Genomic DNA, 17,536 nt, shown 5'->3' on the forward strand with positions numbered 1-17,536 from the left:
TATGAAAAAAGGTAAGCAATTGCTTACCTTTTTTCATTATTGTTTTATTGCTACGTATCCATCAATTAAAAAGCTTGTGAAAAAGCGATTGATTTGAGTAAATCCACATTCCTTCATGATAGCTAGTAGATTCGTTTCGGAAATAGGAAATATTTCTGTTTCAAAAGAATTTTCAAATCGGTTCCAATCTTCTAATGGAATTTGATTTTGCAACATGTGGTTGCGCCAAGCATTCAATTGTGCAGAAAACATACTTGTATGGGGTACACCATTTATTGTAGAGAGAAAGAATGGAGCACCAGGTTTTAAGCGACTACTAATTTCATTAAGAAGCTCTTTTTTCTCCTTAATAGTTGGGATGAAATGAAGAACAAGCATACAAGTAGCAGCGTCAAATAATGGATTGGTTAATAATGAATGGACAGTTCCATGTACAAAGTGAATTTGATTTTGTATGCCTGCGCTTTCAATTCTTTTTTTAGCTAGCTGTAGCATGCTTTCAGATGGATCAACACCTGTAAAAGATAAGTTGCTATTTTGTTTGCCTATTGAGAGAATTTCTTGTCCACCACCAGCACCTATAACTAGAAAATTTGGATTCATATTTTCTTTAGGGAGTGTAGTAAACAAGAAATGATTCATCATTTCATATAGGTTGTAGTAGCCTGGGATTTTACATGGAATTCTTTGTTCATATGAATTTACGGTAGTATCATTCCAATTCATTTTTAACCTCCTAAGTATGTGTGTTATAGGTTTATTATGGAATGAAATTATGAAGGGAAACAATCCCGTAAATCTGGGGGGAAGAGGATGTATGAAAAAATAACGAAAGAAATTACAATGGTAGCGAATCGTATAAGTTCTATAAGGACATTTCAAGAGTCATTTCTCCACTTAATACGTAAAGTCATTGATTTTGACGCCGCTTGTTTTACAGCTATAGACCCAATTTCTTTTTTATCTACTGGGGCATTTACGGATGAAAGTGTTGAAAAGATTCATCCACAATTGTTTATGAATGAATTTCTAGAAGATGATTTTAATAAATTTAAATATTTATCAGAACACTATCCTCATGTTGCTTCTCTTAGTATGGTGACAAATGGTGAACAAAAGAAAAGCTCTAGATACCGAAATATTTTAAAACCAGCAAGTTTTGGAGATGAATTAAGGGGCGTTTGTATGAGTAAGGGGAACTGTTTTGGGCATCTTAGTTTATTTCGAGGGAGTACAAGTCCCGCTTTTCATATAGATAATTGTAAGTATTTAGCAATGGTAGTCCCGATTGCTGGAGAGGCTTTAAAAAAGGCATTTCCTAAACCTTTTTCAGAAGAGAAGGTAATAGGGACAGGTACGATTATATTAAGTGAGGATTTTAATTTATTATATTGGAATCAAGATGGCAGCGATTGGCTTTCAAATCTTAGAAAGTATGAACAGTTAAATATAAAAGAAATACCAAGGCCAATACGTGCGGTTTGTTCGAAAGTAAAGGCTAACGAATATAATGTAGGTTGTATGAATAGAGAAGAAAAAGTTTGTATACCTTTAGCCTATGGACATTTTTTAATCATTCGGGCCAGTAAGTTAGAACGTACAAGTAGTTTTCAGGGTGGTTATGTTGTTCTATTCGAAAGAGCAAGACCGGAAGAAATCTTTCCGCTTATTACGGAAGTGTATAGTTTTACAACACGTGAGAAGCAAGTAATACGTAAAATTCTTACAGGTATGTCGACAAAGGAATTAGCCCATGAACTTTGTATATCTATATACACGGTACAAGATCATTTAAAATCCATTTTTGAAAAGACTGGGGTAAGTAGTAGAAATGAACTCGTGTGGGAAGTTTTTTCAAGATTTTGTTTTGATGTCGATGAATAAAAATAAAATAACTCTACAAAAATCACATGAAGTACGGTGGATGAGTTGTAGAATAGAGCTGAAAAAAGGTTATGGATGAAACATTCCATAACCTTTTTTTATAAGTAGAATTGTCCTTTTTGAAAGTTTTGTTTCAACTTTTCGTCTAAATAGACAAAAAGTTGTCACAATTCGGTCACAATTAGCATAAACATAAAATAGACGAAATGAACTTATTTCCAAAAAGGCTTGATTCATTCCATTCATGATTAATAGAGCTGAAAAAGCATGGATTAAAAGTTCACTATATTCTCAAGGAGGTAAATCGTATGAAAACTATTCTTGCTATCGCTGGGCTTATTTGGGTTTTATCACATGGTATTCCAATTTACGAAGGAGAACAAATTCGCAGTGCTCTGAATAAAAATTTTAATGACTATCATATCATTGATCGGCAAGATAATGTTGTGACAGTTCGTGTAAATGACTGTTTTCATACGGTAACCGTTGAAGGAACTTCAGTAGTGAATGATACAAAAGTATGTGATCAGCAATAATTATATATAGGAGGAAAAAAGTCTCAATTTACACGTGTGAAAATTGAGACTTTTATATTTGTGGATGAATAATAAGCGGGGATGGACAATCCCTGCTTATTATTGTTTTTTTGAAAAAAAGAAAGGGTATCATATTAATTGAGACTGAGAAGCTAATGATGTGTTAAGAATAATCATAAAGCGAAAATATACTCATATGGGGTATCCTACATAGATATTTGATGATATAATTGGTATACTCATAAAAGCAATTGTTTTATTGGATGAAGAGAAACTTTAAGAAGGTGATAATATGGATCATAAGGACCATGAATCAGTAACACATAGATCAGAAAAAGAAAAAGAACAAATTATAAATAGATTAAAGAGAATTGAAGGCCAAGTCCGTGGTATTCAAAATATGATTGAAAATGATCGTTATTGCGTGGATATTTTAGTTCAAATTTCTGCGATTAATGCAGCGATGAAAAAAGTAGGAATGGGTGTCTTAAAAAATCATACGAGTCATTGTGTTTCAGGAGCTATTAAAAATGGTAATGGTGACGAAGCAATTGAAGAATTAATGACAGTATTTGAACGTTTTTCAAAAGCATAAAAGCCAAGCTAGCATTTGACTAGCTTGGCTTTTGTTTATATAGGAGAAGATATATAAATTCATAATTGGAGCAAAAAAAAGATTTTAGAAAAAAATAAAAATCATGATACAAAACCATTGATTACCTTAGGGGGGTATGGTAAGATATAGTTGTGATTAATAAACAATGAATAAACAAGAGGAGGATTTTAAATGGAACAGTTAACATTAAAAGTTGAGGGTATGTCTTGTGGGCATTGTGTAAATTCTATTGAAAGTAATGTGAAAGAACTAAACGGTGTTGAACAAGTAAAAGTTCAATTAGCAGAAGGAACTGTTGAAGTTACTATCGACTCATCAGTTGTAACGTTAAAAGATATCGTTGCTGTAATTGAAGATCAAGGTTATGAAATTCAATAATAATTTTTAATATAGAAATAAATCGTACTTTATATGGAGTACGATTTATTTTGCTAAAAATTATACCTTATAAGGGTATATAGAGGTGAGAGACATGAATGAACAAAAAGAGGCCAATCTCCAAATATCAGGCATGACATGTGCAGCCTGTGCAAATAGAATTGAAAAAGGCCTGAAAAAAGTAGAAGGTGTTCATGATGCAAATGTAAATTTTGCACTTGAAAAAACAAAAATAATGTATGATCCCCATAAAACAAATCCACAACAATTTAAGGAAAAAGTTGAGTCACTAGGATATGGAATTGTAAGTGATAAAGCTGAGTTTACTGTTTCAGGGATGACATGCGCAGCATGTGCGAATAGAGTAGAAAAGCGTTTAAATAAGTTAGAAGGTGTGAACGGAGCGACAGTAAATTTCGCTTTGGAATCAGCTACAGTAGATTTTAATCCTGATGAAATTAATGTAAATGAAATGAAGAGTGCAATCACGAAATTAGGATATAAATTGGAAGTGAAATCAGATGAGCAAGATGGATCAACTGATCATCGCTTACAAGAAATTGAACGACAAAAGAAGAAATTTATCATTTCGTTTATTTTATCATTCCCGTTACTGTGGGCAATGGTAAGTCATTTCTCATTTACATCATTTATTTATTTACCTGATATGCTTATGAACCCTTGGGTGCAGCTAGCTCTTGCAACTCCAGTACAGTTTATAATTGGAGGCCAGTTTTATGTTGGGGCTTATAAAGCGTTACGTAATAAAAGTGCAAACATGGATGTTCTTGTGGCACTTGGAACGTCCGCAGCTTATTTCTATAGTGTGTATTTAAGTATTAGGTCGATTGGTTCTTCAGAACATATGACAGATTTATATTTTGAAACGAGTGCGGTACTTATTACTTTAATTATTTTAGGTAAATTATTTGAGGCGAGAGCAAAAGGGCGTTCATCAGAAGCTATTAAAAAGTTGATGGGACTACAAGCGAAAACTGCCACAGTTGTGCGAGATGGAACAGAGATGAAAATTTTAATCGAAGAAGTGGTAGCTGGTGATGTTGTCTATGTTAAACCCGGTGAAAAAATCCCAGTAGATGGAGAAATTGTAGAAGGAAAATCAGCGATAGATGAATCGATGTTAACAGGCGAGAGTATTCCTGTTGATAAAACAATTGGGGATGTAGTAATTGGCTCTACAATGAATAAAAATGGATTTTTAAAAGTTAAAGCAACTAAGGTAGGAAGAGATACTGCATTAGCTCAAATTATTAAAGTAGTAGAAGAGGCTCAAGGTTCAAAAGCTCCTATTCAAAGGGTAGCAGATCAAATTTCAGGTATTTTCGTACCTGTTGTAGTTGTAATTGCTATTATTACATTTGCGGTGTGGATGATATTTGTTACACCTGGTGATTTTGGCGGAGCACTTGAGAAAATGATAGCAGTACTTGTTATTGCTTGTCCATGTGCTTTAGGTCTTGCGACACCTACATCTATTATGGCGGGATCAGGAAGGTCAGCTGAGTATGGTATTTTATTTAAAGGTGGAGAACATTTAGAAGCAACGCACCGATTAGATACAGTTATTCTAGATAAAACAGGTACTGTGACAAACGGGAAGCCTGTTTTAACAGACGTAATTGTAGCAGATGGATTCCATGAAGAAGAAATACTACGTTTAGTAGGTGCGGCAGAAAAAAATTCTGAACATCCACTTGCAGAAGCGATTGTAGAAGGAATTAAAGAAAAGAAAATTGATATCCCAAGTTCAGAAACGTTTGAAGCGATTCCAGGATTCGGCATCGAATCAGTTGTAGAAGGGAAACAATTATTAATTGGTACACGTCGATTAATGAAGAAATTCGATATTGATATTGAAGAGGTTTCTAAATCGATGGAAGCGCTAGAACGAGAAGGAAAAACAGCAATGCTTATTGCGATTAATAAAGAATATGCTGGTATAGTGGCTGTTGCGGATACTGTAAAAGATACTTCAAAAGCAGCTATCGCAAGACTTAAGAAAATGGGTCTAGACGTTGTTATGATTACAGGAGATAATACACAAACTGCTCAGGCAATCGCTAAGCAAGTTGGTATTGATCACGTAATTGCAGAAGTATTACCAGAAGGAAAAGCAGAAGAAGTGAAAAAACTGCAAGCGCAAGGTAAGAAAGTAGCAATGGTTGGAGATGGAATAAATGATGCTCCTGCACTGGCTACGGCGGATATCGGTATGGCAATTGGAACCGGAACGGATGTAGCGATGGAAGCGGCAGATATTACGTTAATCCGTGGTGATTTAAATAGTATTGCTGATGCAATTTTTATGAGTAAAATGACGATTAGAAATATTAAGCAAAATCTATTCTGGGCGTTAGCTTATAACGGCCTAGGAATTCCAATTGCGGCGCTCGGTTTCTTAGCACCTTGGGTTGCAGGTGCAGCAATGGCATTTAGCTCTGTATCAGTCGTATTAAATGCATTAAGATTACAAAGAGTTAAATTGAAATCTTAAACACTTTCAGCTATAAAGCGAATTTAATATGCTTTTTTACAATAAACAATACTTTGTATAAGTATTGTTTATTGTTCGTTTAGAAGGAAAAGTCGATATAATATAGAAAGAGCAGAAGTAGAATCATATATAGTGGAAGAAACTGCTTCGAAAATAAACACGAAATAATTATCCGGATAACCGAAATAAAAGAGTTAGTTTGATAAGGAGTTTTACATATGTTTAAAGATATTAAAATTAGAACATTCCAGAAAGAGGATTTAGAGCAAGTATTACAATTGTTCTATGAAACGGTTCATACGGTGAATGCAAAAGATTATAACGAGTTACAGCTACAGGCGTGGGCCCCAGAGCGACTAGATAGAGAGAGATGGCTACAGTCTTTAGAAAAGAATATTTGTTACGTTGCTGATTATAAAGGTGTGATAGTGGGATTTGGGGATTATAATGATGATCATTACGTAGATCGCTTATTTACGCATAAAGATTATCAAGGAAAAAGGATAGCATCATACATACTACAGAAGTTAGAAAAAGAAGCAGTGAACTTGCAGCATAGGGATATATATACAGAGGCGAGTATTACAGCAAAACCTTTCTTTGAAAGCAAAGGTTTTATTTGCATAAAGGAACAAAATAAGCAGCATAATGGTCAGATTTTTATTAATTATGTCATGAAAAAAATAGCCTTCTCATAAATGAGAAGGCTATTTTTCATTATTTTACAGCTTCTTTTAGTTCTTTACCAGCTTTAAAAGCAGGTACTTTAGAAGCTGCGATTTGCATTTCTTCACCCGTTTGTGGGTTACGGCCTGTACGAGCAGCTCTTTCACGAACTTCGAATGTACCGAATCCGATAAGTTGTACTTTTTCGCCAGCAGCTAAAGAGTTAGTGATTGATTCTACTACAGTTTGTAAAACTACAGTAGCTTCTTTTTGAGAAATCTCAGCGTTTTGTGCTACGTTTTTAATTAATTCTGTCTTATTCATGTTTTTCACCTCATATGTAAATAATGCTATTTAAGTTGTTATTATAACGTATAAAACATTCGAGAACAAGTGTACGTACATATATTCGCAAAAAAAATGAAATTTGTAATATTTTTTAGGACCAATTTATAGACATTCAATTTAAGCGGATACAGATTTTTTCTTTAATGCAGTTTGCTCTTTATTGGAAGGTAGTTTCTTATTATAAGATATGAAATAAGGTAATGCTACAAATAACATACCCCCTACTAAGTTTCCGAAGAAAACAAAAATGAAGTTTGGAAAATATTCAACCCAAGTTAAATGACCAGAAAAAATTGCAGCTGGGATGACAAACATATTGGCTACAACGTGTTGAAATCCAATCGCAACAAAAGTCATAACAGGGAACCAAATACCGACAATCTTTCCGATAAATTCTTTACTTCCCATACTGAGCCAAACAGCTAAACAAACGAGCCAATTACACCCGATTGCAGAAATGAAGGCTTGCAGTGGTGTATCTTGTAGTTTAGCTTGTGCAATAGAAACTGTTTTTGCTAAAAAAGCTCCCTCCGTTAAGCCGACGATATGACCAAAAAAATAAGCGACGAATATAGCACCTATGAAGTTGCTAAACGTAACAATAACTAAATTTCGTATGAAGTGAAATAAGTCGATTTTTTTGTGAAGCCATGCCATTGAAACGGTCATCATGTTGCCAGTTACTAATTCACCGCCTGCAAGGATAACGAGTATAAGACCGATAGGGAATACGGCAGCACCTAAAAAGCTAGTAAATGATCCCCAAGATTTTGGCATTGTTCCGATAACATGGATATCAAGTAAATATCCTAATGCTATGAAAGCACCACCAAAAAAACCGAGAATTAGCATAGGGAGCAATGATAAATGAGCTTTTTTTCTTCCAGAATTAGCAGCAAGTTCCGTAATTTCTTCTGGTGTAAATACAGACATGAATAATCTCTCCTCAATAAAATGATAGAATGAATAGAAGGAACATTTTAAAGAATCTATGTATGATAAAAATATGATATGACTTCTGTATAAATTTGTCAAAGTGAATGGGGATGAAATTGGATATAACGAACATTGTTCATGTTGTCACATTAATGTAACAATAAGGATTTAAAGTGATTTTAGAGGTGAAAACATGAATACGCATCATGTAAAAAAAGAACGAAAAAAATCAATCGTAAAGATATTTATTATTAGTTTCATAAGTATATTAATGATACCAGTAAGTTTGTATTTCTATGCGACTGAAATAGAAAGAAGACTAGTAACAGTTACGTGGAATGAAATAGAAGCTCCTACAATTCCTAAAGAGTTTAATAATAAAAAAATATTGCAGTTCTCAGATGTACATTTAGGACCAGATTTTACATTGAAACAACTAGAAAATTTGGTGGAGAAGATGAATGAATTACATCCAGATATAGTAGTTTTTACAGGAGATTTAATAGATAAGTTTGGATCCTATAGTGCGGAAAGAGAAGAAGCAAAGGTTATTTTGCAGAAAATTACAGCTCCCCTAGGAAAATATGCTGTGTTTGGGAATCATGATAGAGGTGGGGGCGGTAGTTTATTTTACAAAAAGTATATGGAGGAAGCTGGTTTTTCTGTGTTAGTAAATGAAGTGCAGAAAATTAAAGCGGAAAACGGCAAGTATATTACAATATCAGGTTTGGATGATTTTTTATTAGGGAAGCCACAAATAGACTCGACTTTAAAAAACTTAAGACAACAAGATTTCAATATGCTATTAATACATGAGCCGGATGTTGTAGATAAAGTATCTCGTTATCCAGTCGATTTTCAAATGTCAGGACATAGTCACGGAGGACAAGTTCAAATTCCTTTTGTAGGTCCTTTAATTACTACAAAACTAGCTGAGAGTCATGTTGAAGGTATGTATGAATTAGAAGGGAAGAGTAAGCTGTTACATTTATACGTAAATCGTGGTATTGGGACAACCCGAATGCCTGTTAGATTTTTGAGTGTACCGGAACTTTCACTATTTGTATTGAAGCAAAGTAGTGACTGAAGTAGAACGTTTAATATTTTGAAGAATTAAGAGTACTTTTAAAGAAAGTTCTCTTTTTTTATTGATTAAATACAGAATATTATGTATTTTTTATTTAAACTGTTAAAAAGAAAGGGGAATTTCTATGATAGAAACATGGCATAAAGAATTGGAAAGTTTATATAATCAAATGGTTTCGTGGCGAAGAGATTTTCATCAATACCCAGAGCTATCGTTTCAAGAAATAGAAACACCGAAAAAAATAGCTGAAATTTTAAAAAGTTTTCATATTGATGTGAAAACAGATGTCGGGGGAAGAGGGGTAATCGGCGTAATTGAAGGTGGAATACCTGGGAAGACGATGGCGCTACGTGCTGATTTTGATGCACTACCTATTCAAGATGAAAAGAAAGTTTCATATAAATCAAAGGTTCCTGGTGTAATGCACGCTTGTGGCCATGATGGACATACAGCAACACTTTTAGGAGTTGCAAAAATATTAAGTGATAACAGAGACCAACTTTCAGGAAAAATAGTCCTTATTCATCAACATGCAGAAGAGAAAGAGCCTGGCGGAGCAATTGCCATGATTGAGGATGGTTGTTTAGAAGGAGTAGATGTTGTTTTTGGTACACATTTATCTTCTCAGATGCCTTTAGGAATTGTTGGAACGAAAGCTGGAGCAATGATGGCGGCAGCTGATACTTTTGAAGTGAAGATTCAAGGGCGAGGCGGTCACGGCGGTATGCCACATCATACTGTAGATGCTATTATCGTTGCAACACAAGTTATTAATCAGTTGCAACTTTTAGTGAGTAGAAAAGTCGATCCACTTCAATCAGCAGTTTTAACAGTTGGTACATTCCATGCCGGGTAAGCCGATAATATTATTGCGGATACTGCTACGTTTACAGGAACCATTCGAACGTTAGATCCTGAAGTGAGAGAATATATGGAGAAGGAATTTAGACGAGTTGTTGAGGGGATTTGTCAGTCCCTTCATGCTGAAGTTAATATTCAATATAAACGAGGCTATCCAATATTAATAAATCATGTAGCTGAAACACGTCATTTTATGACGGTTGCGGAACACGATCTTGGCAAAGAAAGGGTCATGGAAGTACCACCTATTATGGGCGGAGAAGATTTTGCATACTACTTAGAACATGTTCCAGGAGCATTTTTCTTCACAGGTGCTGGTAATGAAGAAATAGGGGCAACATATCCACACCATCATCCTCAATTCGATTTTGATGAACGTGCGATGTTGGTTGGTGGGAAGTTGCTTTTAAGTCTTGTGAATAGTTATTCAAGAGATGGAAAAGAATTTCTTCATCATGTAGAAGTGAAAAAGTAATTTACATAAATAAAAAACAACAATAGGTCATATAAAACCTATTGTTGTTTTTTATTATTTTTGCAAGGAAAGACTATCAAAATATGTTCTATAGTTATTAGAGAATTCAAAGTTGTTTTTTGCATCCCAATTAATAGACCAAGACATTAGGCCACGGAATGCAGGATAGCCACTCTGATTTGAAAGTTTATACTTTCCTCCGAAAGGAATTCCTTTAATGATATAATCTAAAGCTTTTTTCATTTCAGTTGGAGAAATATATCCGCCACTTGGAGCGGCCGCTGGTGCTGCAGGAAGTCCAATCATGACTTGATCCGAACGAAGAGGCGGGAAAATGTTATTTGCATTACCACCTACAGGAAAACCATGTAAGAGCATATCTGCCATAGCGACTTCGTAGTCTGCAGTACCTTGATTGTAGTTATTACCGTCCATTCCAATCCCGCTACCAGCGTTGTAGTGTTGAACGTGAATGTATGTTAGTTTGTCTTTCACTCCGTAAATAATAGGTAAATATGCACCCCAGATGCTTCCATATGCGCTATAGCCGCCTTGAACATAAGCTGTTTCAGGAGCCATGCTTAATAGGAAATCTGGACCGTAATGGTCTGAAATCGTTCGAATTGCTGAGATAAGATTCACGATTTGAGGAGTTGTTGGGTTTTTAAAATTAGTGTCATTACCGTTTAAGTAAATACCTGATTCAAGGTCAATATCTATTCCATCAAAACCGTATTTATCGATTAGAGATTGTATGGAATTAATAAAACGTTGTTTAGCAGCATTGTCAGGAAGTAAAACGACCCCATTTTGTCCACCTATTGAAAGAACTACTTTTTTTCCTTTACTTTTTAAATAGGAAATATCAGATTTGAATTCTGCATCTGTACCATACACAGGGGAAAATTCAACAGTGGAACGATCACCACCAGTTTCACCGAAAGATACATTGAGTACATCCCATTTTGGTGAAACGTCTCTTAATTTAATAATGCCAGTACCGTTATCAAAGTTATGCCAGTATCCAACGAGTAATTTTGATCCTAAATTGTTTGCTGCTTGTGCTTGAAAGGGAGCTAGCGGTAGCAGTAAGAAAATTACTAAAGTACAACAAATGAATTTGAACTTGTTTAACATATCAACACTCCTATACAAAAAGTTGTCTAGATGTATAATCTTGTTTATTTAATGGTATCTGAAAATTCATTCTCTTGTAAGGTGACTATAATTTTCTCAACAATTGTGTATGGGAAATTATTAAACCTAATGAAATAATTTTTGAAGGAGGTCGAATTACGATTGTTAAATTCAGAATATTTTGATATATTTTAAAGTATAGGATAAGATTTTTCACATAATACTCTTACGTAAATTTCAAAATTGAGTTTGGAAGGGGATGTACAAGAGTTGGATAAAAATCTTAAGAAAGACCTCAAAATACGCCACATTACAATGATTTCCATTGGTGGCGTAATAGGAGCTGGTTTGTTTGTTGGAAGTGGTGCGGTTGTGCATTCAGCAGGTCCAGGTTCTATCGTTTCATATGCATTAGCAGGACTTCTAGTTATTTTCGTTATGAGAATGCTAGGAGAAATGGCAGCTATTAATCCGACAAGTGGTTCATTTGCAACATATGCAAGAGAGGCAATTGGTCCATGGGCAGGTTATACAATTGGGTGGCTATATTGGTTTTTCTGGGTAATTGTTATTGCAATAGAAGCTACAGCAGGTGCTGGTATTATTCAATACTGGATTCCAGAAATCCCACTCTGGTTATTAAGCTTAATATTAACGATTTTATTAACGTTGACGAATGTTTTCTCGGTGAAATCATTTGGAGAATTTGAATATTGGTTTTCATTTATTAAAGTAATAAGTATTGTTTTGTTCCTTTGTCTTGGACTAGCTGTTATTTTAGGATTTGTACCAGGAACGGAAGCACCTGGCACTTCGAATTTGGTAGGTCAAGGAGGATTTATGCCAAATGGTATAAGTTCGGTGTTACTTGGAATCACCGTCGTTATATTTTCATTTATGGGATCTGAGATTGTTGCAGTGGCCGCTGGAGAGTCTGCCGAACCTGTAAAGGCAGTCAAAACAGCAACAAATAGTGTAATTTGGCGTATTCTCGTATTTTTCATTGGATCGATCGCTGTAGTTGTTACACTCCTTCCGTGGAATTCGGCGAACATACTAAAAAGCCCATTTGTGGCGGTACTGGAACATATAGGGATACCAGCGGCAGCGCAAATTATGAATTTTATCGTTTTAACAGCTGTACTTTCTTGTTTAAATTCGGGTTTATATACGAACTCAAGAATGCTTTTTTCAATGGCAGAAAGAGGAGATGCGCCAAAGGCATTTTTGAAATTGAATAGTAGTGGTGTTCCAGTTCGGGCGGTTTTATTTGGAACTTTCTTTGCTTACATTGGAGTTGTTTTTAGTTACATATCTCCAGATAAAGTATTTTTATTTTTAGTGAATGCATCTGGCGGGATTGCGTTACTCGTTTATCTCGTTATAGCAGTTTCACATTTCAAGATACGTAAAAAAATGGGGAAAGCGGAACAACAAAATTTGAAAGTGAAAATGTGGCTTTTTCCATATGTAACATATGTTACAATTGCTGCGATTATAGCAGTTTTAGTTGCCATGCTCGCAATTGAATCTTTACGTTCACAAGCGCTTTTAACAATGCTTGTTACTGTTCTTATAATAATTTCTTATTTTATTTTTAATAGAAATAAAAATAGTACATTGTTGAATCCTAAAAGTAAGAATGAGGAATCTGTTCGATTCTAATTTCTTGTTTTAGAAGAGAGTTACACCCAATCATTGCTATAAAAGAATCATATATAATCATAGAAACAAGTAATTACTATTGTCATAGTGAATATAAACTTTTTTCTTGACTTTTTATATGAAGGCGAGCAAAATGGTAAAAAAGGAAGGGGGGATGACGATGGAAGAGTACGTATTAGAGCTGTATAACTTTTTATATACGACAGAATGGCAAGATATTGTTTCATTTCTAGGAATAATGTTTTGTATGAAAATTGTAATTGTATATATGGAAGAGCAAGGTATGTTCTATTCCTTCTCATCTCCGTTCGATGTGCAGCGCGAGCCGTTGCCAAACTATGCCAAGGTAAATTACGAACAATTTCCTTTTGTGATTTTCTTTATGATTCGATTTATAACAGCAATTGTAAAGAAAAAGGAAAGTGACGATGAAGAGTGCCACTCAACTTGTAATATAGCGACTGCTTTTTAAGCTAAATACAAGGAGGAGATTTATATGTGGTTTCGATTTCTTATGATTGGTTTCTTTTCATTAACAGCAATTTCATTAATGGGATATCAAGTGTCTGAAATATATCAAGCGTATAGCAGTACGTTTTTTAACAAAAACTAATCGCATTGCTATTTGAATAATAAAGCGATAAAATCCTTCTTAAGAAGTATTGTTAAGAAGGATTTTTTCTTTGCCCTGTCTTACTGTGTCAAACTATTGTCACATTTACACTGTGAATAATATGTTAAAATAGTGAGGTTACGTATACATATTTGAAGGAAGAGGAGTGACCATTTTGGTGGATCAATCAACGAATCAGAAAAGCTATGCTCCTATTGTGATAACGCTTTCTGTAATTGTAAATGCGATTATTTTATTTTTGTTCTTTGGACCTGTTGGCTATGAAGGAGAAGTACATTTTGATGTAACAATTTTACCAATGTTAAATGCAATTTTTAATAGCTTTACGTTCGTATTCTTATTAGCAGCTTTATACTCTATTATTAAGAAGAATGTGAAAATGCACCGTGGTTTCATCCTAGCAGCATTTACAACGACGTTGCTATTTTGTGTTTCTTATTTATCGTATCATTACTTGGCGCCAGCAACACATTTTGGCGGAGAAGGATTCATTAAATATGTGTATTTCATCATTTTAATTACACATATTATCCTTGCAGCAATTATTGTACCGCTTGCATTGTTTGCACTTGTGTTTGGTTTTACGAATCAATTAACACGTCACCGTAAAATTGTACGTTGGACGATGCCGATTTGGTTATATGTAAGTTTATCTGGTGTTATTGTTTACTTAATGATCTCACCTTATTATCAATAAAAAAATCTCAGCCTGTAGGCTGGGATTTTTTTATTAGGCAAATATTTTTGTGAAATGAAAAAATTGTGGTATACAAAAGTATAGTTGCTTTTTATATAGAAGGGATGGTAAAGATATATGCAAAATTTTGTATTTCGTAATCCGACAAAACTTATTTTTGGTAAAGGACAGTTAGAGCAGTTAAAAACGGAAATTCCACAGTTCGGTAAAAAAGTTCTTCTCGTATACGGGGGAGGCAGCATTAAAAGAAATGGTATTTATGATAATGTGATTTCTATTTTAAAGGATATAAATGCGGAAGTATTTGAGTTGACAGGAGTTGAACCGAATCCTCGTTTATCAACAGTAAAGAAAGGGATTCAAATTTGTAAAGACAATGGAGTCGAATTTATTTTAGCGGTTGGCGGAGGAAGTGTAATCGACTGTACGAAGGCGATTGCTGCTGGTAGTAAATATGATGGAGATGTATGGGATATTGTAACGAAAAAATCATTTGCTAGCGAGGCGTTACCGTTCGGTACTGTACTCACTCTTGCGGCAACAGGCTCTGAAATGAATGCAGGATCTGTAATTACAAACTGGGAAACGAATGAAAAGTACGGCTGGGGCAGTCCAGTTACATTCCCTCAGTTTTCAATTTTAGATCCACTACATACTTCGTCTGTGCCGAGAGATCAAACGATTTATGGTATGGTCGATATTATGTCGCACGTATTAGAGCAATATTTCCATCACGGCATGAATACAGAATTACAAGATCGTTATTGTGAATCTGTTTTAAGAACAGTAATTGAAACAGCTCCTAAGCTTTTAAGTGATCTAGAAAATTATGAGCATAGGGAAACAATTTTATATTGCGGTACTATGGCGTTAAACGGCATTTTAGCGATGGGAGTAAAAGGAGATTGGGCAACTCATAATATTGAGCATGCAGTTTCTGCTGTTCATGACATACCGCATGGGGGCGGACTCGCGATTCTATTCCCAAATTGGATGAAGCATGTTATAGATGAAAATGTGAGTCGCTTTAAACAGTTCGCTATTCGTGTATTCGATGTAGAAACAGATGGGAAGACAGATAAAGAGGTTGCATTAGAGGGAATTGAGGCGTTACGTCAATTTTGGACTTCAATTGAAGCTCCAGTAACATTAGCTGATTACGCTATTAGAGAAAGTGAAATTGACTTAATGGCGGATAAAGCGATGACTTATGGTGAATTCGGTAACTTTAAAAAATTAAATAAAGATGATGTTCTTGCAATTTATAAAGCTTCTTTATAAGTGAAGCGAGAGAAGAAACCTATTTGATTGTTGTATCAAATAGGTTTCTTTTTTTGTTTATAACCGGTTTTGATTGATAGTGATTATTTTTGACTGTTTATGGTTGATTTTTGTGATCGTTTTCATTATACTGTAATCAAAGAAGAGGTGAATAAAATGTTAACTCCTGAACGTCATCAAATGATATTGCAACTTGTAAAAGAGCAGAAGGTTGTTAAATTACAACAATTAGTTGAAAGAACAGAAAGCTCTGAATCGACAATTCGTCGTGATTTAGCACAATTAGAAAAACAAAGGTTATTAAAAAGAGTTCATGGTGGTGCCTCTGTTTTAACAGGAAAAGGACAGGAGCCAACGATGATTGAAAAATCATCCAAAAACATTCAAATAAAACAACAAATTGCCAAGTATGCGGCTAGTATTGTTGAACAAGGGGATTGCGTTTATTTAGATGCGGGAAGTACAACATTTGAAATGATTCCATTTTTAATAAATAAAGATGTTACTGTCGTTACGAATGGACTTATGCATATTGAAGCTTTAGTTGAAAATAATATTCGTGCATATTTACTAGGCGGGATGATGAAAAGTAGGACGAAAGCTTTAATTGGTGCTATGGCACAGGAAAGCATGCAAAAGTACCGTTTTGATAAATGTTTCTTAGGAGCAAATGGTGTACATGAACAGCTTGGTTTTACAACTCCAGATCCAGAAGAGGCACTTTTAAAACAAATGGCATTAACATTTGCAAACGAAGGATATTTCTTAATTGATGAAAGTAAGTTCTCAGAAGTTGCATTTGCGAAAATTGCCAATGTTGAAGAAGCGAATATTATTACAAACCATTTAGAAATTGATTTAGAAAAATATAAAAGACAAACCAATGTAATTGAGGCTGATAAACAATGATCTATACAGTTACTTTAAACCCATCTATTGATTATGTAGTACAAGTTAATTCCTTCGATTTAGGCGCAGTAAATCGAGCAGAGAAAGATATGAAATTTCCTGGAGGGAAAGGCATTAACGTTTCTCGTGTTCTTCATCGTTTAGGTGTTGAAAATGTAGCGCTTGGATTTACTGGTGGATTTACCGGTCGATTTATTAAAGGTGTATTACAGGCGGAAGGTGTAACAACAAACTTCGTCCAAGTAGACGGTGATTCCCGAATTAATGTGAAAATAAAAGGGCAAGAAGAGACAGAATTAAATGGGCAAGGTCCTAATGTGACAAATGAACAATTTGAACAATTAATGAAACAAATCGAAAGTATGAGGCAGGGAGATTGTGTTGTACTAGCTGGAAGTGTACCGGCGTCTATCTCAACTACTTTTTATGAATCAATCGCAGCGCTCGGAGCTGAGAAAGGTATTCGCGTAGTAGTCGATGCAAGTGGAAGTGCGCTGCAGCATGTAATTAAAAATAAACCATTTTTAATAAAGCCTAATCATCATGAACTTGGTGAGTTATTCGGAGTAGAGATTTCAACAGTAGAAGATGTTTTACCGTTTGGAAGAAAATTAGTTGAACAAGGTGTAGAGCATGTTATCGTATCAATGGCTGGAGATGGGGCTTTATTATTTACGGCACAAGGTATATATGAAGCAACTGTTCCAAAAGGTGTTGTAATTAATTCGGTTGGGGCCGGAGATTCTCTCGTTGCAGGATTTGTAGGTAAATATGAACAGACAAAAGATATTGAAAAGGCATTTCAATATGGCGTTGCAACAGGAAGTGCAACAGCATTCTCGGCGGATTTATGTACAAAGGAAAAGGTAGAAGAATTATTGTCGCAAGTAATTGTAGCTAAGCGATAGGGG

General features: G+C 34.8%; 17 protein-coding genes and 1 pseudogene. 14 read left to right on the forward strand and 4 right to left on the reverse strand.

The window, feature by feature from the left end:
* Positions 1–36 precede the first annotated feature (36 nt).
* A complete protein-coding gene (locus tag MHH66_RS08170; RefSeq protein WP_078185580.1) occupies positions 37–726 on the reverse strand; it encodes a class I SAM-dependent methyltransferase in 690 nt (229 codons plus the stop codon).
* Positions 727–813: 87 nt separating this feature from the next.
* Here MHH66_RS08170 and MHH66_RS08175 point away from each other — a divergent pair, with 87 nt between their 5' ends.
* The 6 genes from MHH66_RS08175 to MHH66_RS08200 all read left to right on the forward strand — a co-directional run bounded on the left by MHH66_RS08175 (position 814) and on the right by MHH66_RS08200 (position 6,627).
* Positions 814–1,884: a helix-turn-helix transcriptional regulator gene (locus tag MHH66_RS08175; protein WP_078185579.1), complete on the forward strand. Its 1,071-nt coding sequence runs from the start codon at positions 814–816 to the stop codon at positions 1,882–1,884.
* A 308-nt stretch (positions 1,885–2,192) separates the two neighbouring features.
* Positions 2,193–2,420 (forward strand): hypothetical protein, encoded by a 228-nt coding sequence (locus MHH66_RS08180; RefSeq protein ID WP_002190443.1) that lies wholly within the window; start codon positions 2,193–2,195, stop codon positions 2,418–2,420.
* A gap of 292 nt (positions 2,421–2,712) precedes the next feature.
* Positions 2,713–3,015, forward strand: coding sequence for a metal-sensing transcriptional repressor (locus tag MHH66_RS08185; RefSeq protein WP_002014668.1), 303 nt, complete (start codon positions 2,713–2,715; stop codon positions 3,013–3,015).
* A gap of 192 nt (positions 3,016–3,207) precedes the next feature.
* Positions 3,208–3,414, forward strand: a complete 207-nt coding sequence (copZ, locus tag MHH66_RS08190) for a copper chaperone CopZ (RefSeq protein ID WP_002033654.1) — start codon at positions 3,208–3,210, stop codon at positions 3,412–3,414.
* Positions 3,415–3,508: 94 nt separating this feature from the next.
* Complete coding sequence (locus tag MHH66_RS08195) at positions 3,509–5,929, forward strand: heavy metal translocating P-type ATPase (protein ID WP_063219213.1); 2,421 nt, start codon at positions 3,509–3,511, stop codon at positions 5,927–5,929.
* A 218-nt stretch (positions 5,930–6,147) separates the two neighbouring features.
* On the forward strand, positions 6,148–6,627 hold the full coding sequence (locus MHH66_RS08200) for a GNAT family N-acetyltransferase (protein WP_002033656.1): 480 nt from the start codon (positions 6,148–6,150) through the stop codon (positions 6,625–6,627).
* Between the two features lie 19 nt (positions 6,628–6,646).
* Here MHH66_RS08200 and MHH66_RS08205 read toward each other — a convergent pair whose 3' ends face one another.
* On the reverse strand, positions 6,647–6,919 hold the full coding sequence (locus MHH66_RS08205) for an HU family DNA-binding protein (protein WP_002033657.1): 273 nt from the start codon (positions 6,917–6,919) through the stop codon (positions 6,647–6,649).
* A gap of 141 nt (positions 6,920–7,060) precedes the next feature.
* The gene (locus tag MHH66_RS08210) at positions 7,061–7,876 is read right to left on the reverse strand and encodes a formate/nitrite transporter family protein (RefSeq protein WP_002014675.1); all 816 of its coding nucleotides are present in this window, start codon (positions 7,874–7,876) and stop codon (positions 7,061–7,063) included.
* Between the two features lie 196 nt (positions 7,877–8,072).
* On the opposite strand from MHH66_RS08210, the gene MHH66_RS08215 reads away from it, so the two are divergent.
* Positions 8,073–8,966: a metallophosphoesterase gene (locus MHH66_RS08215; protein ID WP_002167779.1), complete on the forward strand. Its 894-nt coding sequence runs from the start codon at positions 8,073–8,075 to the stop codon at positions 8,964–8,966.
* A 124-nt stretch (positions 8,967–9,090) separates the two neighbouring features.
* Positions 9,091–10,302 (forward strand): annotated as a pseudogene (locus MHH66_RS08220) (M20 metallopeptidase family protein).
* A gap of 54 nt (positions 10,303–10,356) precedes the next feature.
* Here MHH66_RS08220 and MHH66_RS08225 read toward each other — a convergent pair.
* Positions 10,357–11,439 (reverse strand): chitinase, encoded by a 1,083-nt coding sequence (locus MHH66_RS08225; protein ID WP_078185578.1) that lies wholly within the window; start codon positions 11,437–11,439, stop codon positions 10,357–10,359.
* Positions 11,440–11,709: 270 nt separating this feature from the next.
* Here MHH66_RS08225 and gabP point away from each other — a divergent pair, with 270 nt between their 5' ends.
* The 6 genes from gabP (at position 11,710) to pfkB (ending at position 17,533) form a co-directional block, all read left to right on the forward strand.
* On the forward strand, positions 11,710–13,104 hold the full coding sequence (gabP, locus tag MHH66_RS08230) for a GABA permease (protein WP_000360102.1): 1,395 nt from the start codon (positions 11,710–11,712) through the stop codon (positions 13,102–13,104).
* 133 nt (positions 13,105–13,237) lie between these two features.
* Complete coding sequence (locus MHH66_RS08235) at positions 13,238–13,576, forward strand: hypothetical protein (RefSeq protein ID WP_078175321.1); 339 nt, start codon at positions 13,238–13,240, stop codon at positions 13,574–13,576.
* A gap of 316 nt (positions 13,577–13,892) precedes the next feature.
* Positions 13,893–14,435, forward strand: a complete 543-nt coding sequence (locus tag MHH66_RS08240) for a DUF420 domain-containing protein (protein ID WP_000228316.1) — start codon at positions 13,893–13,895, stop codon at positions 14,433–14,435.
* 117 nt (positions 14,436–14,552) lie between these two features.
* Positions 14,553–15,716 (forward strand): iron-containing alcohol dehydrogenase, encoded by a 1,164-nt coding sequence (locus MHH66_RS08245; RefSeq protein WP_078185577.1) that lies wholly within the window; start codon positions 14,553–14,555, stop codon positions 15,714–15,716.
* A gap of 156 nt (positions 15,717–15,872) precedes the next feature.
* Positions 15,873–16,625, forward strand: a complete 753-nt coding sequence (locus tag MHH66_RS08250; protein ID WP_002128628.1) for a DeoR/GlpR family DNA-binding transcription regulator — start codon at positions 15,873–15,875, stop codon at positions 16,623–16,625.
* Positions 16,622–17,533: a 1-phosphofructokinase gene (pfkB, locus tag MHH66_RS08255; RefSeq protein ID WP_078185576.1), complete on the forward strand. Its 912-nt coding sequence runs from the start codon at positions 16,622–16,624 to the stop codon at positions 17,531–17,533. The genes MHH66_RS08250 and pfkB overlap by 4 nt, the downstream gene beginning before the upstream one ends.
* The last annotated feature ends 3 nt before the right edge of the window (positions 17,534–17,536 follow it).

This window comes from Bacillus sp. FSL H8-0492, from assembly GCF_038006145.1.
Taxonomy (GTDB): domain Bacteria; phylum Bacillota; class Bacilli; order Bacillales; family Bacillaceae_G; genus Bacillus_A; species Bacillus_A mycoides.

Bases quoted from the DNA above. Each gene is read 5' to 3' on its own strand.
- MHH66_RS08210 (WP_002014675.1), bottom strand. From the start codon at position 7,876: ATGTCTGTATTTACACCAGAAGAAATTACGGAACTTGCTGCTAATTCT.
- MHH66_RS08245 (WP_078185577.1), top strand. From the start codon at position 14,553: ATGCAAAATTTTGTATTTCGTAATCCGACAAAACTTATTTTTGGTAAA.
- MHH66_RS08225 (WP_078185578.1), bottom strand. From the start codon at position 11,439: ATGTTAAACAAGTTCAAATTCATTTGTTGTACTTTAGTAATTTTCTTA.
- MHH66_RS08195 (WP_063219213.1), top strand. From the start codon at position 3,509: ATGAATGAACAAAAAGAGGCCAATCTCCAAATATCAGGCATGACATGT.
- MHH66_RS08175 (WP_078185579.1), top strand. From the start codon at position 814: ATGTATGAAAAAATAACGAAAGAAATTACAATGGTAGCGAATCGTATA.
- MHH66_RS08205 (WP_002033657.1), bottom strand. From the start codon at position 6,919: ATGAATAAGACAGAATTAATTAAAAACGTAGCACAAAACGCTGAGATT.
- MHH66_RS08170 (WP_078185580.1), bottom strand. From the start codon at position 726: ATGAATTGGAATGATACTACCGTAAATTCATATGAACAAAGAATTCCA.
- MHH66_RS08235 (WP_078175321.1), top strand. From the start codon at position 13,238: ATGGTAAAAAAGGAAGGGGGGATGACGATGGAAGAGTACGTATTAGAG.
- MHH66_RS08200 (WP_002033656.1), top strand. From the start codon at position 6,148: ATGTTTAAAGATATTAAAATTAGAACATTCCAGAAAGAGGATTTAGAG.
- MHH66_RS08180 (WP_002190443.1), top strand. From the start codon at position 2,193: ATGAAAACTATTCTTGCTATCGCTGGGCTTATTTGGGTTTTATCACAT.
- pfkB (WP_078185576.1), top strand. From the start codon at position 16,622: ATGATCTATACAGTTACTTTAAACCCATCTATTGATTATGTAGTACAA.
- copZ (WP_002033654.1), top strand. From the start codon at position 3,208: ATGGAACAGTTAACATTAAAAGTTGAGGGTATGTCTTGTGGGCATTGT.
- MHH66_RS08250 (WP_002128628.1), top strand. From the start codon at position 15,873: ATGTTAACTCCTGAACGTCATCAAATGATATTGCAACTTGTAAAAGAG.
- MHH66_RS08185 (WP_002014668.1), top strand. From the start codon at position 2,713: ATGGATCATAAGGACCATGAATCAGTAACACATAGATCAGAAAAAGAA.
- MHH66_RS08215 (WP_002167779.1), top strand. From the start codon at position 8,073: ATGAATACGCATCATGTAAAAAAAGAACGAAAAAAATCAATCGTAAAG.